The organism is Hyunsoonleella rubra (assembly GCF_042684665.1).
Classification (GTDB): domain Bacteria; phylum Bacteroidota; class Bacteroidia; order Flavobacteriales; family Flavobacteriaceae; genus Jejuia; species Jejuia rubra.
Genome location: NZ_JBHULY010000013.1, coordinates 61895 through 83983 on the forward strand (window position 1 = coordinate 61895; position 22089 = coordinate 83983).

The window sequence follows — 22089 nt, forward strand, 5'->3', positions numbered from 1 at the left end:
ATTATGGAAATCAAACATGAAGTTTTAGGGAAAAAAGGATGTTTCTATGTTGAAATGGAGGGTGAGCAAAAAGCTGAAATGACCTATACTTTTGCTGGTGATAATAAGATAATCATAGACCATACTGAAGTAGATCCGTCTCTAAAAGGGCAGGGTGTTGGTTATAAATTAGTAGAAACCGCAGTAGCATATGCCCGCGAAAAAAACATTAAAATTTTACCATTATGTCCTTTTGCGAATGCTGTTTTTAAGAAAAGGAAAGAATATAGCGACGTATTATTTTAGAAGAGCATGGGAGATTTATCCAAAGACATCAACTCGACATTTGCAAATAATAGAGTGAAAGCTTTATTGAACATTATTTATACCGCAAACTGGATAACCAGCCATCAAAATGAGTTTTTTAAATCGTATGGTATTTCGCCACAGCAGTATAATATTTTGAGGATTTTAAGAGGAGCGGATGAACCATTAAATGTGCAAACGATAAAAGATAGAATGTTGGAACGTTCGCCAAATGCCACAAGATTGATGGATAAACTATGCGCCAAAAATTATATAGAACGTTGCCCTTCCGCACATGATAGGCGCGTGGTTAAAATTGCCATAACAGATGAAGGTAAAACGTTTTTAGAAAACATACCAAATGATTTCAATAAGGATTTATTGAATAATTTGAGTGAAGAAGAAGCAGAGCAATTAAGTAATCTGCTGGATAAAATGCGATAAAATTCCTGTGAAAACAGGAATCTCATAATCGATATATATCGCATATTTTTTTAACCAAATATTTTCCATGGAAAATAAAAATTAATTTTCCTGCAAGGTTTTCAAAACCTTGTAGGTCTTAAAGAAAGGAGTTTTAAAATGAAACTAAATAGTATGAAAACAGTTGGACGAAGTGATTTCGTCAACATGGGCCCAATTAGATTACGGCAACCCATACCCACCCAGGACATTGATAATATAGATCCGTTTATATTATTACATCATTACGGACCCTATGAAATCAATGCAAACAGCAACCCCTTTGATTTGGGGCCACATCCGCATCGCGGGTTTGAACCTGTAACGTTTTTGGTTCAAGGGGAGCAGTTGCATCGCGATTCCTTGGGAAACGAGAGTATAGTAAAAGCTGGAGACGTACAATGGACAACGGCCGGACGAGGTATTGTACATGCGGAAGGCCCGACTAAAGCATTTGTAGATAAAGGAGGCACCATCGAAGGGATTCAATTATGGCTGAATTTACCGGCTGAAAAGAAAATGATCGAAGCTAATTATCAACATGTTAAAAATGAAGATTTTAGGGTGGTGCGTTCGGATGATGGCAAAGTGGATGTTCAAATAATTGCAGGGGAGCTGGATGGTGTTTACGGACGTATTCAGACCCAAACTTCGGTAAATGCCTTTATTATTGATGTTGAAGCTGATGGAAATTTTGAGGTCAACGTGCCAAACTCCCATCAATCTTTACTGTATTTATTGAAAGGTGATGTTACCGTAAATAATTCTGAGACTTTAAAATTGAATGAAAATCAATTGATACAGTTTAATCAGGATGGAGAAGGTTTTTCGATTCAAGGCAATGCGGATAGTAAACTGTTATTCCTTTCGGGCGAGCCTTTTAATGAGCCAATATCAACTTATGGGCCTTATGTAATGAACACACAAACAGAAGTGCTTGAGGCCATGAGAGATTATCAAATGGGGAAGATGGGGTTTCTAGCCCCCTAAACCAAGCCCCCTAACCCCCGAAGGGGGAACTATAACCTGCGAGGCTTTGAAAACCTTGTAGGTTTAAACTAACAAGAGCAAGAGTTCCCCTCCTTGGAGGGGCTAGGGGTGGGTTATAGAGCATGAGTGGCGCGTTAGGGATTGCAGAGGAAAGCCCACAGCCCGACGATAGGAGGTGCGAGGACTTGGAACGGAAAGCCCGACCCCTTGTGGGTAACGCCCAAATAATAACAATAAAATTTAAACAGATGAAAACAGTAATTCACAAAGCGGATTCGAGAGGATTTGCAAATCACGGATGGTTAAAGTCGCACCACACGTTTAGTTTTGCGGGATATCAAGACCCCGAGCGCATGAATTTTGGAAAACTACGCGTGTTGAACGACGATGTGGTACAGCCAAAAATGGGGTTTGGCACGCATCCGCACCAGAATATGGAGATTATTTCTATTCCTTTGAAAGGGGCACTGTCCCACAAAGACAGTATGGGGAATAAACGCGCAATTGAAGTGGGCGAGGTGCAGGTGATGAGTGCGGGAACAGGATTGACGCATTCGGAGTTTAACGATAGTCAAACCGACGAAGTCAACTTTTTGCAACTTTGGATTATCCCTGAAGCCATGGGTGTGGAACCCAATTATGAGCAACGGAAGTTTGATGTGTCAAAGCGAAAAAACCAAATACAAACTGTTGTGGCACCTAAGGATAAATTGGAGGGCGATGCCTTGCCCATTAGCCAGCAGGCCTATATTTATAGGACGGAGTTGAATGGCGATAATTCCGTGATTTTAAAGCCTAAAAATGAAAACAATGGTTTTTATGTGTTTGTTGCCGAAGGGGATGTGAACGTTTCTGGGAACGCCTTGAATAAACGAGATGCCATTGGCGTTTGGGATACGAAAACCTTAGAGATTTCTGCCAACGATGATTCTGAAATTATTGTGATAGAAGTTCCAATGAGCTAATGGATTACAATGGTTAATAGCGAAAAAGCACCGTAACGGGTGCTTTTTTTGTTGAAAACTACGATATTTGCTTTTCAACTAACGATTAAAAGGTGAGATTATGGCGATGAATAAAAATACAGTTTTGGCTTGGGCCACGGTACTAATGATTATTATGGGCGTAGTATTGATTTTAATGGGCGCATACAGATATGACGATGTAGCCGGTTGGGGTTTTGCTACGGTTGGTATTGGTTTCTTTGCTATTGCGTGGGTGTTTAATGCTTTGAAGGGACGGGTGTAAAAAATTTGGTGACTGAGGCTCTCGAAGTCACATTTAATTTCGTTGGTGGTTTCGTGAGCCTCAACCACCACAAATCGAGAGCCTCAACCACCTAAAAAACATAAAAAATGAGTGACGATAAGAAAGTAATCTTCTCGATGTCTGGTGTAACAAAGACGTTTCAAAGTGCAAATACACCTGTTTTAAAAAATATTTATTTAAGTTTTTTCTACGGAGCCAAAATTGGAATTTTGGGTCTTAATGGATCTGGTAAATCAACACTTTTAAAGATTATTGCTGGGGTAGACAAGAATTATCAGGGGGATGTAGTGTTTTCACAAGATTATTCCGTGGGTTACTTGGAGCAGGAACCAAAATTGGATGATGAAAAAACCGTGATGGAAGTTGTCCGAGAAGGGGCTTCTGAAACTGTCGCCATTCTCGATGAATACAATAAAATCAATGAGCAATTTGGTTTAGAGGAAGTATATAGCGACCCAGACAAAATGGAAAAGCTGATGAACCGGCAAGCAGAACTTCAGGATCAAATTGATGCTTTAAACGCTTGGGAATTGGATACTAAGCTGGAAATTGCTATGGACGCTCTTAGGACTCCAGATGGTGATAAGAAAATTGGGGTGTTATCGGGTGGTGAACGTCGCCGTGTAGCACTGTGCCGGTTATTGTTGCAAGAACCGGATGTCTTGCTTTTAGATGAACCCACTAACCATTTGGATGCCGAATCCGTGCACTGGTTGGAGCATCATTTGGCTCAATATAAAGGAACTGTGATTGCCGTAACGCACGATAGATACTTTTTAGATAACGTTGCAGGATGGATTTTAGAATTGGATAGAGGTGAAGGTATTCCTTGGAAAGGCAACTATTCCTCATGGTTGGATCAAAAATCTAAGCGAATGGCTCAAGAAGGCAAACAAGCTTCCAAACGTCAAAAAACATTAGAACGTGAGTTGGAATGGGTACGTCAAGGTGCAAAAGGGCGTCAAACCAAGCAAAAGGCACGTTTAAAGAATTACGATAAGCTATTAAGCCAAGACCAAAAGCAATTAGATGAAAAGCTGGAAATATACATTCCCAATGGTCCTCGACTGGGCACCAATGTGATTGAAGCAAAAGGTGTTGCCAAAGGTTACGATGATAAATTGTTGTATGACGATTTAAATTTCAACCTGCCCCAAGCGGGGATCGTTGGTATTATTGGACCTAATGGAGCTGGTAAGACCACTATCTTTCGAATGATAATGGGTGATGAAACTCCTGATAAAGGTGAATTTGTAGTCGGTGATACCGCTAAAATAGCCTATGTTGACCAAAGCCATTCCAATATTGACCCAGAAAAGACTATTTGGCAAAACTTTAGTGATGAGCAGGAATTAGTGATGATGGGAGGAAAGCAGGTGAATTCTAGGGCGTATTTAAGTCGCTTTAATTTCTCAGGAAGCGAGCAAAACAAAAAGGTGAAGCTATTGTCTGGAGGTGAACGCAATCGACTCCATTTAGCAATGACCTTAAAAGAGGAAGGTAACGTATTACTTTTGGATGAGCCTACTAATGATCTTGATGTGAATACATTACGTGCGTTGGAAGAAGGTTTGGAGAATTTTGCAGGGTGTGCAGTTGTGATTAGTCACGACCGTTGGTTCTTGGATAGAATCTGTACTCATATTTTAGCTTTTGAAGGGGATTCACAAGTATATTTCTTCGAAGGTAGTTTTTCGGATTATGAGGAAAACAAGAAAAAACGGCTTGGTGGCGATATTATGCCTAAACGAATTAAATACAAGAGATTAGTGAGATAAAAAAAGCGCCCGCACTTCGAGGACATCAGTGACCGGGCGCTTTTTTAATTGTTGTCATATAAGTGTCCTTCTCGGAAATCTTTATACGTTTTGTTGTCGTCATCACTCTGCAGTGAGCCAGTTTCACTGAGTTTGTCGTTTTCCCTCTTTAGGATATACGATTTTCTTACACCCAAAATTAGTAGTATCAAAAAAAAGACTACCACAATAGATAGAATCGTCACGATTTGACTCTGACTAATTAATAAGGGAATTGGCTTTAGCAATAGGTAATTAATTAACATCATTCAATAAATTTGGGTTAATAGCATAAACAAATATACAGTTTTTTGTTTAGTAAATCACTACATAAATGGTTAAAATTATCGATGTCCGTTACTTTTTTATAGACAAAATGCTTTTATCTTATTCGAAATAAGGTTTTTGACTTACTTTAATAAATTAAAAATCCTACATATTTATTTGTGAGATTTTAAAATTTTGTAACGTTTACATGTCAAAATATACAGATAATTTAAAGGCAAATTAAATTTCAAAAGTCATCTTTTTTAACGAAATTGCTTACCCTTAAAAATGTTCAACTTAAAACACTGCATAAACCATGTCTGATGATTTTGATTTATTAGAAACCAATTCAAATGAAAAAACTGAAAAAGTAGATGTCAATTGGGGAAAGGCCATTGATACTATGAAATCCAAATTGGCGCAGGAAGATGACCCTGAAGTGCGCCAAAAAATATTAAATGCAACGTTGGACGATGTGGTCCATATGGCTGAAAAGGATAGGACAACCCTTTTGGATGCTATCAAGGACCTAACGGATTATCAGGATGAGGTTGGTATTTTATTCGAAAAGTTCTCTTCTTTGAATGCCGAAGAACAAAAGGTGATTGACGATGCCCAAAAAGCATTGGAGCGTGCCAAAGTAGAGTTGGAGGATGCACAAAGTAAACCAGATACTTGGTGGAATAACCTTTGGGGCCGTAAAAGCAAAATTAAAAAAGCCGAGGAAGCTTTAAAAGTGGCCGAAAAAACAAGGGCCTCCGCTGATAACAGGGCAAAGGCTATGTTCCAGGAACGCATTGAAAGTGCCGATGTACAAACGCTGTTAAAGGAACTATCTTATAAATCGCAAGCGGCGGTAACTCGGTTAAAGAACCGTGAAATAGAAATTAAAGAGGTTGAGGATAAATTGCAGGATGCCATTGTTGAGGCCACAAAAAACCACACCAAGGCCCTTGAAAAGAAAAAAGAAGTTGAGGCTAAATTGGAAGAGCAATATGCACTTTTAAAGCAGGCCAGACAGGAATTGGAGGATATTGCCGATAAGCAGTCCGCCGAATATGCCAAAGCCATTGGAAAAGTTACCGAGCTTGAGCAAAAAGTGGAAGAGCTTGAAGGCTTGAAAAATGCCTACACCACTTTAGCGGCCAGTAAGGACAGTTTTGTACACAAACATAATTTAACTATTAAAGTATTGACATCCTTAAGAAGTAATTTACAGACGCATCGTGCAAAACTTAAGAGTGATACGGAAGAGCGTTTGAAATATTATGATGGTTACGTTGTAGCCTTAAAAGCTAGAACGGACCAAGAGTTTGCCGCCATATTGGAACATTTAGGTGTAAAAACCGATGAGCATATCGGCGAAACCCTTGCGGCGATGCATACGGCAAGTGCCAAAGCGCGTCAGGATATGATGGATAATATCCCAGTGCACGAGAAGGTGATGCAGGGCGTTTACAGTAGCTATGCAGAAGCATTGCAGGAAATCCGGGAGAAGGATATCGATATCCAAAAGAATTTTGCCGAGCGCTACGGTATTGATATGAAGGAAATTTTTGAGGAGTATTATAAAGCTGAAGCTAATCAGCCTTCGGGTGATGATGGCGAACCGGCCGGAAAACCAAAACCTGAGGCTGGGGATGATGATTTATTGTCCTAATTTTTCAAAAAATATAACGGGAATTTTAAAAAAAGATTCGGACTGCGTTAGGGATTGAACGGCATGTTTGAAATCCCCGACGCAGGAGGGATTGAGTAGTGAAAGCCCGACCCTTGGGGTAACGCCCTAAATATTTTTCAAAAGATTTATTTTATTCTGTCAACTGCAACTGCTTACTGAACACTAATTAAATGTCTATAAACCAAATAGTTACACCTTTAGATTCTGCTACTTTAGATTCCAAGGCGCATTATACGTTTTACCATAAAATGGTGGATTTTGTGTTCAAGGAGCTGATTGTTGCCGTGCAACGGGAGCAGATTTGCAATGATGCTGAGGTGGCCATGTTTAAGCAATATTGCGATTTGCTGTTGTATTCCGTTGAGGCGATGCGTATTAAATACATGTATGACGAAGAGGATAATATGAAGGTGGATTTGACGGAATCGGGGTTTCCAAACTATTTGGAGTTTCGATATTTGTTTAACGATTTGGAGCTTCGGGACGATTATTTGGGGAGGTTAACACCTGTAGAGACACTGAAAGCTGAGTTTTTGGATACTTTGATGCGAAAAAAACAGCCGGTGAAGAAAAGCAGGTTGTTTCAGGCGGCTTCGATTGTGTATTACGCTTCGGTAAACAAAAAGTACATTTTTAATCGGTTTGTCCAGGGCAAAATTGTAAATGCTCCCCAGGAGGTGGATTCCAAATATATGACGAGCTGGAGTTTTTATGATGTGGTGCTGAACCGACCATTTATTTGCTTTATGTACTTTGATTACGGTGGTTCTGATGTGCAGGATGCCAAACAGGAGATTTACGGCATACTGAAACATGTGGCAGACCGGAATATGAATTTGGATACGATGGCCTATGGGATTGATAAAAAATTGTCCAAGGTACACCCCAAACTAATCAAACGCTTGGATTTGGGGCCGTTGCACAATATGTTCGCTAAGGACGAAAATACGTTAACCCACATCATTTTGGATGCTATTGGCAAAAAAACCATTCCGTTGGAATCCTATGCATTATCCCTAAAAGTAACGGAAGTGGCTTCTAAAAGTGAATTTAAGGAAGGCAGTTTTTTTAACAAACAAACGTTGCAACATTGGGGCGAGGTGTTTCAACACAGATACCTTTTTGCGCCACATAGGGTCATTCAATTATTGTACAACAAAACTCCGGACATTATGAATGGGTTGGCAAAACCGCCGATTGAGATTGCTGGAGTCGAAATTGACTTAAAGAAGTAGACAGTCACAGTCTCAGTTTGCAGAAATGCCGGTCAACTTTAAACTTTTAACTTAATACATGGAACACAACTCAACTTTCCCCATAAAACTATCAGAACTCGATGTGCTTCGGGACGAGGCTTCGTCTTATTTAAAAAGCGTACAATGGGAGCAAGGGGCTCGTGCCAAAAACAGAGATAAGGATGGCAAAGATGAATCTATTCTGTTGTATTTGTCCAGGGCGAATAACGGTTCTAGTGCTACTGAAATCACATCGGTATCAAAAACCATTTTGGCCTTAAAAAAGAGGTTGTTGCCCGATTCGGTTGCAATTCCTATTTATTTGAATCAAACACTTTATGCGGTTCAAGAAGGAATTACTTTGGGAATTTGGATAAAGGACAGTTACTATGATGCGTCTGGTTTATCGAGTCTGAATGAGAATAAATCCGCATTGGATAGAAACGGGATGCGGGAATTTGAGAGCAAAATGCACACGGCTACTGCGTTTATGTTGTTTGCTATGGCGTATAAAATTCTTCACGATTTAAAACCTCATGCCTCGGACGATTTGAGTGTGATGAAGCAGAAGTTTGCCGGTATCCCTGAGGTATCTTTACTATCGCCTATAAAGGGCATTTCTTGCGCACTGTTTTATTTCGACAAATATTTAGGGCATCCCGAAATTATTAAATCCGATAAGGATGTTGCTGATTTCACGGTGGTGTATTTTGAGGCCTTGATTGACGAAATCCAATTGCGAAAAAGTTCTTTGGAATATACCGAAACGATTGAGGACCGCACCTATAAATTGGAAAACTCCGAATTTGCAGTTTCAGGTTGGAATAATGTGTTTCAGGGTACTGCCAAAAGTGTGGAATTCAATAAAATTCAATTTGAACAAATTGTTGGGAATAGAGATGCCAAGCATTTTGCCCGACGATTGACGGAACGCTTGTTAAGTTATGATTTTACGGCCAAGAAAAACCCATTTCAGGAGCTCGGTGGTTTTATGCCCGTTTTTATGGGTTATGGTATTCCGGGAACTGGGAAAAGTATGTTGATTGCGGCCATTGCTACGCGACTAAAAGAACATTGCGATACTTTAGATATTCCTTTTTTGTTTCATCCCATGCCAGATACATTGATATCTACATTTCAAGGTGGTTCGGCTGAAAAAATGGTGGAATGGATGAAGCCTATGCAAGACCCAACAAAATTGATTTTTGCGCCGATTGATGATGCCGAAAACAATTTACAGGAACGTACGGCTCAAGGTGTTTCGGCAGGGGTTAAGGAAGTGATTGGTGTATTTTTGAGATATACCGAGGGGGCTTATGCGGTAAATTATGGGAATAGTTCCATTGGGTTATTTACGAATTTGCCCGAAATGCTGGATAAGGCTGTGATTTCACGTGTTCAGGGACGTTTTAAAATTGATGGGGCAAGAACCGAACATGACTTTTTAGATCAGGACCATTTATGGTGGCGCAAGCTGGAAGATACCATGCCCGATTTTATCAATATGCAGGGGCCAGAAAATTACAGCTATCTGCAGGACCAGGGCTTGGCTAAAAACATGGGCGAGATATTAAAATTGACCGATAAGCCTTCAGAAGAGCGCGTACATGAGATTTACAACCGAGTGGAGGAAAAATTCAAAACGAATCAGCATCTGTTTTATGCCAATTTGTATAAGGATATGCAGGAAGCGTTTCCTTTCTTTTCATCGCGTGATGTCAGGAATATTCAAAGTACAGTTTCCCTTCGCTTGACGGATTTTGATTTGGAAGAAGATTGGTTTCAAAATCCGGAAATCTATTTTAAACAGGAGTATGATACTAAGTTTAATATGCTTCAAGAATTGATGCGTGCCAATATGAAAGGCTTGGATTTCTCTGAAATTCGCCGACAGGAAGTGGTGCGTTACTTGGATAATGTGGCCACCATTGCGGATACCGACTTTAAGCGCAAAGTCGATGCAAGAGTGAATCAGCTAAACATTGAAATGGAGGCACGACAAACTTTTGAAAACAAAAACTAAGAGACTATCTGAGCGAGCATAGCAGAGACCTTTTCAAATTATAAAATGAGCAACAATAAAATCAAAAACATAGAAAACAGCCTACTTTCGGATAATTATTATATCCTAAAAAAGTACAACTTCGACTATTTGATGCCCAATGGCCAGTGGGTTAACCAAATGCGGGAAGTGTACGATAGGGGCGATGGTGCAGGTATCTTGCTGTATAATACCACCAAGAAAACCGTCATTTTAATAAGACAATTCAGAGTACCCACCTATTTAAATGACAATAAAGATGGCATGTTGGTTGAAATTTGTGCCGGTTTATTGGACAAGGATAACCCAGAGGAGTGCATTATAAGAGAAACCGAGGAAGAAACAGGCTATCGTGTAACATCGGTTAAAAAAGTATATGAAGGTTATTCTTCACCAGGGGTGATGACTGAAAAGATGCACTTTTTTATCGGGGAGTACACTGATGATATGAAAGTGAGCGAGGGTGGTGGACTGGATAGCGAAGCAGAAGACATCGAAGTGATGGAAATCCCTTTTAAAAAAGCCGTGAATATGTTGCATAATGGCGAAATTGTGGACACGCGCACTATTGTGTTGTTGCAGTATGCTATTATTCATAAGTTGATTGATTAAAGTAATAATGCATGTTTGAAGAGTTCGAAGTAGATAATAAACCAGAAATAGCTAAAATAAGATATAGAATTTGTGCTTTTCTAATTGACTTTTTTATCTATTGGTTAATAGGTGTTGTTATTGGTATTTTTTTTGGGGAACCTTTAGAACGTGAAATGGGTTTTAATTTAAACGGATTACCAGCATTGTTTATGTTTTTAATAGGTTTTTGTTTATGGCCATTAGCTCAAGGGATATTTGGGATGAAATTGGTAAAGGCTTATTAAACTTAAGAGTGGTTTCAGATGATTTTGAAAGGATAGGAATTGGTAAGGCTCTAATTAGATTTTTAATGGGCTTTATAGATTTCATTTTCTTTTTAGGAATTATAATATCAGCTACTAATAAACAAAAAAAACGTATTGGAGATTTTGTTGCCAAAACTATAGTTGTAAAAAGTAAGTAATGCAAAAACTGAAACAAGCAAACCTATACAGAAGTGAGTTGATTCCCGTAAGTGGGAAACTTGTGGAGCGTTACAACAAATGCTTGGTAAAACTGGGATTTACCGAAACAAAACTTAAAACCTTTCATATTGATGGTATTGGTTGGAGCCCAGAAGTAGCTGAGGAAAAGAAGGACATCAATTATTTGAACAACGGGGAGGCAAATCCACACGGCATTTTGATTTCACCACGCCAAAAAGGAAAACCAGTGTACTTGGCTTTTCACACGTTCGATAGGGATATGATGAAATTCGTCTTTAAAATTCACGGAGAAAAAATAAAGGATATTACTCGGGATTGTGCTATCTGTCTAGATTTTGACCAAGGCATTGACGCCTTTTATGAACCATTGGATGTATTGAAATATAAGAACGTCACCATTCATTTTCACCTCATTGATAACCTCGATAAAGTAAAGGAAGAACAATTGGAACTGGTTGCCGAATTCAACAGGAGCAATAATTTTATCAGTGAAACCATGCACCAAAAGCTCTTGGATTCAGCAAAAGCTCATGGCGACCTCCGGGATAGGGATTTGGATTTGCACGAACTGCAATACGCAACGGATTCTTTTTACACTCGCGCTTTTGGCGGGGTGTATTTGTTAAGGGATTTTATTGTGCCCATAGCCATTTTTGAAAATGAGGAGTGGCATAGTGAAGCTATCAAAGACACCACTCACGATGTGCTAATTTATCATATTGAACAACCTGAGTTGATTGAAAAACTCCAGAGCCATTCCATTATTGAATGCGATTTGGAAAAGGTCGTTAAAACCGAGCGTTTCCAAAGGGTGAAAAAATTTGAGATGTTTTCGCATTTAAAAAAAACGCAACATCCCGTTAAGAATATTTTAAATGACCCGATTCTTTTCAAAAGCTATTTGAACAAATTGGACATCAAATCCCGAAAAAAGATAATGAGTGTGGAGCGCTATCTGGAAAAACTGGAAGTGAGCAATGAATTTAAAATTGCCGATATGGTGGATGATAAATTGTATGTGGCATTGCACAAACCACATTCCTCTTTGGAGCCCAAACATCAGGATTTGATTTGGAAACTCTTGATGAATATTTCGCCAAAGGACGTGCTTTACTGGTATTGGTACGATAAACCGGATTTTTACGAGAAGTTTAAAGATTGGGACGAGTCCTTTAAGGATTGGGTTGTGGAAACGATTAGTAACAATATTTAAGTTTTTTAGACTAATTTTATAAACAAACTATAATGATTCCTTCCCTTTTGAAGGGAAGGTGGCTTTAATTCTTTTAAGGAATTAAAGACGGAAGGGTAAATAACCACCTCGTCTTATGATTTTCGAAAAATCATAAGACACTCCTCCTTCAAAAGGAGGAGAGCCAAAAAAACAAAAGAAATGACACTAGAATTAATAATTTTTATAGCATCAATTCTCTTCGGTGCACTAATCTATTGGCGGGAATCCCATGGTAACAAACTTTATCGATTTTTTAATAAACTGATGTATTCCAAAGAATTGCAAATGAAACCTACGGACAAAGCGGGTTTCGTATATCAGCAGAAATTTATCATTCGGCTGGTTTTTATCGGATTTTTATTTTTAATCGGTATTGTAGTCACACGTTTTTTAATACCTATCAATGTTGCTACAATTTCCATTTTTGCATCAATGATTGTTGGTACCTTAGTGGGGACTTATTTGGCGGGATTTATTTTCAAATCCAGCGAAGTTATTGATGAAAAAAGTGAATCGCTAGAAGACTTAGTACAGGATACTATCGAGAAAGGCAAGGATTTTATTGAAGATCTAAAAAAAGAAGATATTAAAGAAGAAATTGGGCCCCCAAAAGAAGAGTCAAAGGCAGATAAAAAGAGTGCCAGAGACCGTTTGAAGGATAAGGGCTATTTAAAGTAGACAGTTGGTAGTATTAAGTACTCAGTAGGCAAACAGGTTGGGTAATAAAAAATTTAAAGTACAGTTTCCCCGCTGTAGTTTCCTCCCCATGGGAGGATTAAGGAGGGCTTTTAATTATGATAAAAAATTATTGGAATAAAGGCGGCAAACAGAAGAGGATTACCGTCATCGTTGGGCTCATTTTATTGATTCTACTTTTTGTTTTGCGAGACGACTATCAACCTGCATTATTATTTATCCGCAAATATATTTTTGTCATTTTATTAAGTGGCTTGGTTTTGTTCTTTGGATTACGAAAGTTCAGAAAATCAGCAAGTACAGGTGGAAGATTTGGCACTCTAGGTATGCTCATATTGTTTTTTGGAATTTTATATTTTGTGGGTTGGCATTTCAAAATGTACGATTACATGAAAACCTACAACGTATTCAATCATCTTAATAAAGTCGAAATACATGAATTGCCTTTAACGCAAAATGAACGTATTCAACCTTTACGGAATATTTTCTCTATGGCGAACGAAAGTGTTGGAGAAACAAAAGACGTGTCTTTACCGCATTTGGTTAGAATCGGTGACGAAAATAAATGGACCATGGCCATTCAGCCCACTGAAAAATATGTATGGCAAGGCATGACGGATAATACCGAAGAAGTGTTTGCAGTATCCAGTACTACACCTTTTCCTAGGTTTTCAAGTGAGAACCGTATTCCTGTGACGTTTTCAATTGGTGAGTCCTTAAAATTTAGCAGGAACACCTATAATGCTGTGGTGCAGCGTTTTAATTTCTTTCAGCTATTCACAATGGAACCAAGCGATACCTATTACATGAAGAATGATGCTGGAAAATGGGTGCAGGTAGTAAGTTTAATTAAGTGGAAAGGCTTTTTGTTTCCTTATCCTACCTTCGGAGGTGTAATGGTAGTTGATAATGGCGAGCATGATTTCAAGGATTATCTCGAACGGATTTTAATCGGAAAAGGCACCTATGTTAGCGCCGAAAATATGAAAAACCATGAGTACTTGACCCGACAGAACACCTTAGCAGAAAAGGTTTCGCAGTTGCAAGCAGAGTCCCTAAAATTCTTGGGAGGGTTTAGTGACCCATTACCATGGAATATGGAAACTGCGGTTAAAATACCCGAAATGCCCAAGGACCAAAATCAGCAACCCTATGTTACAGATTTTGATTTTTCAAACACTGAAACCGGTGCTTACAGTGGCTTGTACCATTGGTTTGGCTTGGAGCCGGTAGGAGAGGAGCGTACTAGCTTAAGCTTTAGCGTATTTGTCCCCGCCGATGGGACTGATAAACTGTATTATTATAACCATGCATCAAAAAAACAGGGTTATGCCGGTGTTTCTGCAATGCCATTAAAAGTTCAGGAATCTCGAAAAGAGTACGACTGGACTGCTAATACACCTGTGGAATTTAGGCCTTACATCAAAGATATTGCTGGTAAAAAGCGTATGTTTTTTATGGGTACGGTGTCCTCCATCAGCGATACCAATTCCAAACAATTTGACGGTTCTGCTACCCCGGATTTGGTATTGATTGATAGCGAATATCGCGACGTGGTTTGGATCGATGTAAAGCATCCCAGCCAATGGGACAAAACGGTTTATGACCAATTAAACGAAGCCTGGCGTGCCAGTGAGGGTATAGGTTACTATTTTGTGGAGGAGACCAAAACGATTGATATGGTGCAAAAAACCGTAGATTCCCTTAAAGTGATTCCTGCTGTGGATGAAAATACCGAAAAAATTGAAATCCTACAGCGCCAGATTGATTCTTTAAAATCTTTGAGCAATTAAATAATTGTTGTGTTTTATTGAGTAACATTTTCCCAAAAACATATACCTATAGCATAAAGTAAATTATGTTTGGGTACATGGGTTTTGGAATGCAAAGTTACGTGTACAAAAGGAGACCAAAGAAGCCTTTTGTAAAGCATGGGAACGTGCCATCATTTACTCCACTGACCGAAGACCGCAGAGAATTTAAACTAAAATTCCATAAACCTGAAAATAGAATAGAGCGTGGTTTAATAAAGCTACTTTTTATTTTACTCATCGGTTTTATTAGTGTGATGTTTTGTTTGAGATTTAATCACTACCAAAAAAATCTTAATACAATGGTGGAGCATAATAATAGTATAGAGAATACTAAGGCTTTTGGTTTTTTATTGAATTCTGGTATAGACCGATTGGCTGTTGGAAATACGGAAGGTGCTTATTCGGAATTTTCATTGGCTCACCAAATTGATTAGAATAATCAACAACTAAATCAGCTTTTGATAGAAACATTAAGCGTTTTATGTTCTGAAAATAGAGATTACTGTGAAAAACTAGAGAACCATTTAGAAAACTCCAATTAAAACACGATTTCCATTTTAATATCGCACCTTTTGTAGTGACAATCTGGTTCCACAGGAATTTCAACAAAACCATATTTTCGATAAATGTAAATTGCATTTTCCAGTTTTCTGCTAGAGTATAGGATAAGGTTGGGCAGTCCCAGGTTTTTGGCAAAATCCAAACAGTATTGCATTAATTGTTGCCCGATTTTTTGGCCTCGATGTTTTGGGGATACGGCCATTTTCGTCAATTCAAATGTGTTTTGTTTTGGCAATGGCATTAACGCAACTGTGCCAACTATTTCGCCATTCAATTTTGTAAAAAATATGTGTCCGCCCTTGTCAATAATATATTTGTCCGGGTTGCTCAATACCTCTTCATCAAAAGGCTCGACATAAAAGAAGGTACGCAACCATTCTTCATTTAAATCATAAAAAGCGGTTTTTTCTGCTTCCGAATTTTGAAATGTTGAAATTTGAATGGAGTGGTGTCGATTTCCCAAGCTTTTAATTACGGATTTACTAAAAGAGTGGGTTTTCAGTTTATGTTCAAAACTGTTCAAATGTGAAATTAATGATGATGAGGTTTCCATACCGAACGATTTTATAACGGAATCGATACTTTTCCAAATTGGCTGAAGCTGTTTTAAGAGTGTTTTTCCTTTTGGTGATAGGTGGATTATTTTTCTGCGCTTATCACTGTCGTCGTCGATCAACTCAATCAAACCTTTTTTCGTCAGTTTGTGGATTGATTGCGTTACAGCTGGTTGGGTAAGGCCCACGGCATTAAAAATTTCGGTATTGGTGATGCCATCTTTCTGACTTATCAATTTAAAAACAGGGAAAAGGTAAGGGTCAAAGTCGATCTCGAAATGATCGTATATCAATTGCCCTTCCTTCATGAGGTGCTCGCTGATTCTTTTCAACCGCGAGCCTAAGCCCAATTCACCAAAACCTTGTAATGCATCCATTTTACATTCTCATTTATATAAGTGCTTATGCAAATATATTAATTTTATTTTACAAGCTATTGGAGCTACTTAACAAAAATTTAATTAACTAATTTATACTTTTAATCTATTGAAATTCAATTAATTAAAAATTTATCAATTAATACTTCTAACGTAAAGACATCTAAACGAGGCTGTTGCGCGTATATGCATTTGAAAGACACAAAGGAAATAGTTTTTCAGCCAAATAAACAGAAAGCAGGGCTAACAAATTGTTCTACTTAAAAACTAAAAACAATAATAATTATGGAAAACAGCAAAAGTAATACTGGGTTAAAGATAGCTTTAGGAGTTGCATTGGTTTTATTCTTAGCCACCGGTTTTTATACAATGAATCTGTATAAGGAAAGCAACGAAACTAAAAAAGAATTAACAGAAGAAAAACAACTGGTAATGAACGATTTGAACGCCATGGCAAAGCAATATGATGAAGCCATTGGTGAAAATGAAATTGCCAATAAGAATTTAATTGATGCCCGAGAGCGTATACAAGGGTTGATTGATTCTTTAAGAATTTCAGAAACAAATGTAAAAAGCTTATGGCGTTATAAAACCAAGTACAGATCACTTCAAAAGGAGATGGATGTATTGCTAGCTCAAAATGATTCTTTGAGAGTAGAGAATTCATATCTAGCTACTTCTTTGGATAGTACAAGAGTAAGATTGGAAGAGCGTACGATGTTCACTGACTCCCTATTGGTTCAAAATACCGCCCTTGCTGAAGTTGTTGAAAATGCTTCAATTTTGAACACTTTGGATTTAAAAGGTTTTGGAGTTATTGAAAGAACTTCGGGTAAATTGATCCCAACCGAACGTGCTGGCCGAGCAGATAAAATCAGGGTTTGCTTTACAGTTGCTAAAAACCCATTGGTACAGGCTGGAGACCAAGAGCTTTATGTTCAGGTAATCGATCCTAAAAACAATACTTTAGGAGCCAACGAACAGGTTGTTTTTGGAGAAAAAACTTTGAACTACAGTGTGGTAAGCAAGTTTAATTACGAAAATTCCAACTTAAATGTTTGTGAGTTTGTCGCCTCAAAAGGTGATGACAAATTTGAAAAAGGTCGTTATGTGGTGAACGTTTTCAATCAAAAGGACTTAGTTTCAACTTCTGAATTTACTTTGAAGTAGTTACCATATAAATTTCAATATAAGGTCCAAAAGTTATTGCTTTTGGGCTTTTTTTATGTTTCATTGGCAAATAATGACCAGTGGTAGATTATTTTTCTTAATTCTCAGAACATCGCCTATCTTGCATGGACCAAACCAACCCTAACCCGTGCAAAAGCAGTTTAACTTTTTAAACTCTTTTGGTGACATATCAAAAGAGACTTTCGCCAAACTTCAAAATATATCCAAGTTTAGGAAATTTGAAGCCGATATTCAAGTGGCCGAATTCGGAAAGGTACCCTCAAAAATTTATTTACTTACCTCTGGCGTAATGCGAGCCTATATTACCTCAGAGTCTGGAAAGGAACACAACAAAAGTTTTTTCTTTCAGATGAGTTTTGCTGGATCGTTAACCGCACTAATTAAAAAAGTGCCTTCGGAGATTGTTTACGAAACTATCACAGCCTGTGAGGTTTATGAAATAGACTATTACAAATTACAGGCCTTGTGCAAAACGGATATTGAGGTAAATAATCTGTACAGTAGAATTCTGGAGCAGGTATTTATGAGGTATGAAAAACGCCAATTGGAGCTAATTTCTCTTGATGCCACTCAAAGATATCAAAAATTGAAAAAAGATATTCCAAATATTGATGTTTTAGTCCCTCAATATCATATTGCCTCTTACTTAAGCATCACCCCTGTCCAGTTAAGTAGAATAAGAAAAAAGTTGAAAGAATTATAATATTAACAATTGTTAATTTTTAAAAGTCTGGTTAGTTATATCTTTGCCTAGATGTCTTCTTAGAAGTATGTGATTTAGGAGGATTAATAGCTAACCAGCCAAAAAAAAGCAGGTAATTTAATTACCTGCTTTTTATTTTTTTCTACTACTTTTATTTACTTCATACTTCCAACCATATCCTCAGGTTTTACCCACTCATCATAATCTTCAGCCGTGACGTAACCGAGGTTAATGGCTTCTTCTTTCAAGGTTGTGCCATTTTTGTGTGCCGTATTGGCAATTTCAGCAGCTTTATAGTATCCAATTTTCGTATTAAGAGCTGTTACCAACATTAGTGAATTATTCAATAACTGTTTAATCACGGCATGATTTGGTTCAATGCCAACTGCACAGTTTACATCAAAACTTACGCAAGCATCTCCAATAAGTTGAGCTGATTGCAGTATATTGGCTGCCATCACAGGTTTAAAAACATTCAACTCATAATGCCCTTGAGTTCCTCCCACAGTAACAGCGACATCGTTTCCTATAACCTGAGCACATACCATTGTCAATGCTTCGCATTGAGTGGGATTCACTTTTCCAGGCATGATGGAACTACCGGGTTCGTTGGCGGGAATAATAATTTCTCCAATACCTGAACGTGGGCCAGAAGCCATCATTCTGATATCGTTTGCAATTTTATTTAATGAAACGGCTAACTGTTTCAGCGCCCCATGGGTTTCAACTAAGGCATCGTGTGCCGCAAGTGCCTCAAATTTATTTGGGGCAGTTACAAATGGCAATCCAGTGAATTCGGCAATATATTCGGCCACGCGTTTACTATAGCCCTTTGGTGTGTTTAATCCTGTTCCTACGGCCGTACCCCCTAAGGCTAATTCGCTTAAGTGCCCCAAAGTATTTTCTAATGCCTTAATCCCGTGATCCAATTGAGCAACGTAACCAGATATTTCCTGACCCAAAGTTAGGGGCGTGGCATCCATTAAATGAGTTCTACCGATTTTTACGACGTCCTTAAAGGCTTCCGATTTTTTACTCAGTGTATTTCTAAGTTGCTTTACCCCGGGAATTGTAGTTTCAACTACCTTTTTATAGGCGGCAATGTGCATGCCTGTAGGGAAGGTGTCGTTTGAAGATTGAGATTTGTTAACATCATCATTAGGCTGAATAGTTTTTTCACCTTCACCAATTACTTTTCCTGCCAATTGGTGGGCCCTATTGGCGATTACCTCATTAACATTCATATTACTTTGAGTACCAGAACCCGTCTGCCATATCACCAAAGGAAATTGGTCATCATGTTTGCCGTCTAAAATTTCATCACATACCTTGGCAATCAAATCCCGTTTTTCAATTGGTAATACGCCCAATTCGCAATTGGTATATGCTGCTGCTTTTTTTAAGTATGCAAAACCGTAAACAACCTCCAAAGGCATGGATGCAGGTGGGCCAATTTTAAAATTATTTCTGGAACGTTCTGTTTGGGCTCCCCATAACTTATCGGCGGGCACTTTTACCTCGCCCATGGTGTCTTTTTCTATTCTGAAACTCATTATTTTGGATATTAAAAGTAAGCTACAAAGTTAGTTTTTTTGTACGGTTTTATCGAATGATTATTGTTAGTTTTTAAGGCTTCTTTTAACATTAAAATAACGAATTTAATTACTTCAAAACAGTAAAATCGATTAAATTAGTAGGATTAAAAATTATTTAAAAACGACTAAACAAAAAAATATCATGGCAACAATTAGATTAGGTGACGAAGCACCAAACTTTACAGCAAATTCCACGGAAGGACAAATTAATTTTCATGAATGGCTAGGGGATAGCTGGGGCATTTTATTTTCCCACCCTGCAGATTACACCCCCGTTTGTACTACGGAATTGGGAACCGTTGCAAAATATAAGAACGAATTTGCCAAACGCAACGTTAAGGTGGTAGCCTTAAGTGTGGACGGTATTGAAGACCACAAAGGTTGGATTAAGGATATCAACGAAACGCAAAATACTTCCGTTAATTTTCCGATAATTGCAGATGAGGACAGGAAAGTATCCCAACTATATGATATGATTCACCCCAATGCGGATAGTAAGCACACAGTGCGATCAGTATTCGTAATTGGTGCAGACAAAAAGGTGAAGCTGACCATTACCTATCCAGCGTCAACGGGAAGAAACTTTGAAGAGTTGCTTCGCGTTATCGACTCGTTACAATTAACTGCCTATCATAAAGTGGCAACACCTGCCAATTGGAAACATGGAGAGGATGTAGTTGTGGTGCCAACGGTGGCAACCGAGGATATTCCAAGTCTTTTCCCTAAGGGGCATAAGGAAGTAAAACCTTATTTGCGGATGACACCGCAGCCGAATTTAGACTAGTTGAAAAGCTTGTTAATAAATTTAATTTTGATATTGTATAAGAATAACCTTTGCACTATCTTTGCGAAAGATTTTTAAAAGGCACTGACAATTATGTTTGAATTTGACCAATATTTAGGGTTTTTAGCGTTTTTAACCATTTTGACCATTGGGTTTTGGCTAATGATTTTTTTATTGACTTTCGTGATTCCTTACTGGATCGGTGGTTCTTTAATTGAGCGTTTGAAAGAAAGAAGAGAGGAAAAGAAAGCGCAACGTTTAGAAAGTTAGAAACTTTTTCATTAAAAATATCAGAAAGGAAACCATTATGGTTTCCTTTTTTTGTGTCTCGATACTTACAAAAACAACCTGATATTCAGTGGATTTCAGCTTCTCGTCGAAATTATTTATCTAATCCACAGGTTAACGATATCTTGGCAAAAAAGATTGTATGCTCCTAAGTATTCTAATTCCAATGTACAATACTGAAAAGTATATTGGTAACTGCCTGGAAAGTTTAATCCAACAAGATGTCGACCCCAAGGACTATGAAATTATCGTTATCGATGATGGTTCTACAGATAATAGTGTTTCAGTAGTTCAATCTTATATCGAGAAAACTGAGAACGTAAAACTTCACAGGCAAAGTAATGCCGGTATTACGGTAACTAGTAACAGGCTTCTGGAGTTGGCAACAGGCAAGTACATCTACAAAATCGATAGTGATGACTACGTAGCCAATAACACTTTTGGTACACTTCTAAAAATCATGGATGAAAACAATTTAGAAGTATTGGGTTTTGATTCTTTTGAAACTGAACAATTGGATCTTCATGAATTAGATGATGAAATCGATGTGGAAAACATTGAAGTACAGACAGGTGTTGAATATTGGGCGCAAGCTAAAAACCCTCGCTCAGGTGCTAATTGGTACATTGTAAACCGAGAATTCTTGGTAAAGAATAATAGAACGTTTGAGCTGGAAGACAACCCAATGTGTGATACGCCATTTACGTTTCAATTGTTTGCCGTGGTAGAAAGATTTGCATATCTGCCCAATGTAATTCATAGGTATGTACAGGTGCCTTCTTCAGGGTCAAATAACAGGAATGTAAATCATTTGAAAAGAAGGATATTTAAGCGTCAGGCACTTGTTCATAAATTACGTGATATTTCCGATCAGCTCGAGGAAAAAAGGCGACCAAGATTTTCAGGAATGATCGAAAGTTTAAAGTTTTGGAGCGATGTTAATGTTTATTTTCTCTTTCAGAAGTTCCTCTACGTCAACATTTCCATACCAAAGATAAATCTTATACTAAAAGGACTAGAAGATGTGGATGCCTACCCTATGGTGAATTTTATCGGGGATAAGTGCTTTTCAAAAAGGCACGAACTGACCACCAAACTATTTAATAACAAGTATCTCTTTTTCTTGATGCTCTATCCACTAAGATTATTGGTGCGACTAAAATTTGTTGAACTAAATTTCAGGTAGA

Annotated in this window: 21 protein-coding genes and 1 pseudogene; 20 read left to right on the top strand and 2 right to left on the bottom strand. The window is 38.1% G+C overall.

Going from position 1 to position 22089, the window contains the following annotated elements:
• Window positions 1-3 precede the first annotated feature (3 nt).
• The 15 genes and pseudogenes from ACFSR8_RS06705 (at window position 4) to ACFSR8_RS06775 (ending at window position 15283) form a co-directional block, all read left to right on the top strand.
• The gene (locus ACFSR8_RS06705) at window positions 4-285 is read left to right on the top strand and encodes a GNAT family N-acetyltransferase (RefSeq protein ID WP_380290325.1); all 282 of its coding nucleotides are present in this window, start codon (window positions 4-6) and stop codon (window positions 283-285) included.
• Between the two features lie 6 nt (window positions 286-291).
• Window positions 292-729 (top strand): MarR family winged helix-turn-helix transcriptional regulator, encoded by a 438-nt coding sequence (locus ACFSR8_RS06710; protein ID WP_380290327.1) that lies wholly within the window; start codon window positions 292-294, stop codon window positions 727-729.
• A gap of 153 nt (window positions 730-882) precedes the next feature.
• Entirely contained in the window at window positions 883-1737 is an 855-nt protein-coding gene (locus ACFSR8_RS06715) for a pirin family protein (RefSeq protein WP_380290329.1), read from the top strand.
• Between the two features lie 248 nt (window positions 1738-1985).
• Complete coding sequence (locus ACFSR8_RS06720) at window positions 1986-2702, top strand: pirin family protein (protein ID WP_380290331.1); 717 nt, start codon at window positions 1986-1988, stop codon at window positions 2700-2702.
• 100 nt (window positions 2703-2802) lie between these two features.
• Window positions 2803-2985: a CAL67264 family membrane protein gene (locus tag ACFSR8_RS06725; protein ID WP_019387444.1), complete on the top strand. Its 183-nt coding sequence runs from the start codon at window positions 2803-2805 to the stop codon at window positions 2983-2985.
• 107 nt (window positions 2986-3092) lie between these two features.
• Window positions 3093-4784: an energy-dependent translational throttle protein EttA gene (ettA, locus tag ACFSR8_RS06730; RefSeq protein ID WP_380290334.1), complete on the top strand. Its 1692-nt coding sequence runs from the start codon at window positions 3093-3095 to the stop codon at window positions 4782-4784.
• Between the two features lie 601 nt (window positions 4785-5385).
• Window positions 5386-6729: a coiled-coil domain-containing protein gene (locus ACFSR8_RS06735; protein ID WP_380290336.1), complete on the top strand. Its 1344-nt coding sequence runs from the start codon at window positions 5386-5388 to the stop codon at window positions 6727-6729.
• 191 nt (window positions 6730-6920) lie between these two features.
• A complete protein-coding gene (locus ACFSR8_RS06740) occupies window positions 6921-7985 on the top strand; it encodes a hypothetical protein (RefSeq protein WP_380290338.1) in 1065 nt (354 codons plus the stop codon).
• A 58-nt stretch (window positions 7986-8043) separates the two neighbouring features.
• Complete coding sequence (locus ACFSR8_RS06745) at window positions 8044-10008, top strand: AAA family ATPase (RefSeq protein ID WP_380290340.1); 1965 nt, start codon at window positions 8044-8046, stop codon at window positions 10006-10008.
• A gap of 45 nt (window positions 10009-10053) precedes the next feature.
• The gene (gene nudK / locus ACFSR8_RS06750; RefSeq protein ID WP_380290342.1) at window positions 10054-10638 is read left to right on the top strand and encodes a GDP-mannose pyrophosphatase NudK; all 585 of its coding nucleotides are present in this window, start codon (window positions 10054-10056) and stop codon (window positions 10636-10638) included.
• Window positions 10639-10649: 11 nt separating this feature from the next.
• A pseudogene (locus tag ACFSR8_RS06755) lies at window positions 10650-11083 on the top strand (RDD family protein).
• Window positions 11083-12318, top strand: coding sequence for a DUF6638 family protein (locus ACFSR8_RS06760; RefSeq protein WP_380290344.1), 1236 nt, complete (start codon window positions 11083-11085; stop codon window positions 12316-12318). The pseudogene ACFSR8_RS06755 and the gene ACFSR8_RS06760 overlap by 1 nt, the downstream one beginning before the upstream one ends.
• Before the next feature lie 180 nt (window positions 12319-12498).
• Window positions 12499-13017, top strand: coding sequence for a hypothetical protein (locus tag ACFSR8_RS06765; protein ID WP_380290346.1), 519 nt, complete (start codon window positions 12499-12501; stop codon window positions 13015-13017).
• Between the two features lie 116 nt (window positions 13018-13133).
• Window positions 13134-14828: a hypothetical protein gene (locus ACFSR8_RS06770; protein WP_380290348.1), complete on the top strand. Its 1695-nt coding sequence runs from the start codon at window positions 13134-13136 to the stop codon at window positions 14826-14828.
• Between the two features lie 65 nt (window positions 14829-14893).
• Window positions 14894-15283: a hypothetical protein gene (locus ACFSR8_RS06775; RefSeq protein ID WP_380290350.1), complete on the top strand. Its 390-nt coding sequence runs from the start codon at window positions 14894-14896 to the stop codon at window positions 15281-15283.
• 104 nt (window positions 15284-15387) lie between these two features.
• On the opposite strand, the gene ACFSR8_RS06780 is transcribed toward ACFSR8_RS06775, so the two are convergent.
• On the bottom strand, window positions 15388-16341 hold the full coding sequence (locus ACFSR8_RS06780) for a bifunctional helix-turn-helix transcriptional regulator/GNAT family N-acetyltransferase (protein ID WP_380290352.1): 954 nt from the start codon (window positions 16339-16341) through the stop codon (window positions 15388-15390).
• Window positions 16342-16626: 285 nt separating this feature from the next.
• Between ACFSR8_RS06780 and ACFSR8_RS06785 the strand changes: the two genes are divergently transcribed.
• Window positions 16627-17511, top strand: coding sequence for a chromosome partitioning protein ParA (locus tag ACFSR8_RS06785; RefSeq protein WP_380290354.1), 885 nt, complete (start codon window positions 16627-16629; stop codon window positions 17509-17511).
• Between the two features lie 148 nt (window positions 17512-17659).
• Window positions 17660-18235 carry a Crp/Fnr family transcriptional regulator gene (locus ACFSR8_RS06790; RefSeq protein ID WP_380290356.1) on the top strand — a complete coding sequence of 192 codons (576 nt, stop codon included), beginning with the start codon at window positions 17660-17662 and terminating at the stop codon, window positions 18233-18235.
• Between the two features lie 155 nt (window positions 18236-18390).
• Here the strand turns inward: ACFSR8_RS06790 and fumC are convergent, their stop codons facing one another.
• Window positions 18391-19788: a class II fumarate hydratase gene (fumC, locus tag ACFSR8_RS06795; protein WP_380290358.1), complete on the bottom strand. Its 1398-nt coding sequence runs from the start codon at window positions 19786-19788 to the stop codon at window positions 18391-18393.
• Between the two features lie 184 nt (window positions 19789-19972).
• Here fumC and ACFSR8_RS06800 point away from each other — a divergent pair, with 184 nt between their 5' ends.
• The 3 genes from ACFSR8_RS06800 to ACFSR8_RS06810 all read left to right on the top strand — a co-directional run bounded on the left by ACFSR8_RS06800 (window position 19973) and on the right by ACFSR8_RS06810 (window position 22088).
• Complete coding sequence (locus ACFSR8_RS06800; RefSeq protein ID WP_380290360.1) at window positions 19973-20614, top strand: peroxiredoxin; 642 nt, start codon at window positions 19973-19975, stop codon at window positions 20612-20614.
• Between the two features lie 93 nt (window positions 20615-20707).
• The gene (locus tag ACFSR8_RS06805) at window positions 20708-20884 is read left to right on the top strand and encodes a hypothetical protein (RefSeq protein ID WP_380290362.1); all 177 of its coding nucleotides are present in this window, start codon (window positions 20708-20710) and stop codon (window positions 20882-20884) included.
• A 160-nt stretch (window positions 20885-21044) separates the two neighbouring features.
• Complete coding sequence (locus ACFSR8_RS06810) at window positions 21045-22088, top strand: glycosyltransferase (RefSeq protein ID WP_380290364.1); 1044 nt, start codon at window positions 21045-21047, stop codon at window positions 22086-22088.
• Window position 22089: the final 1 nt, after the last annotated feature.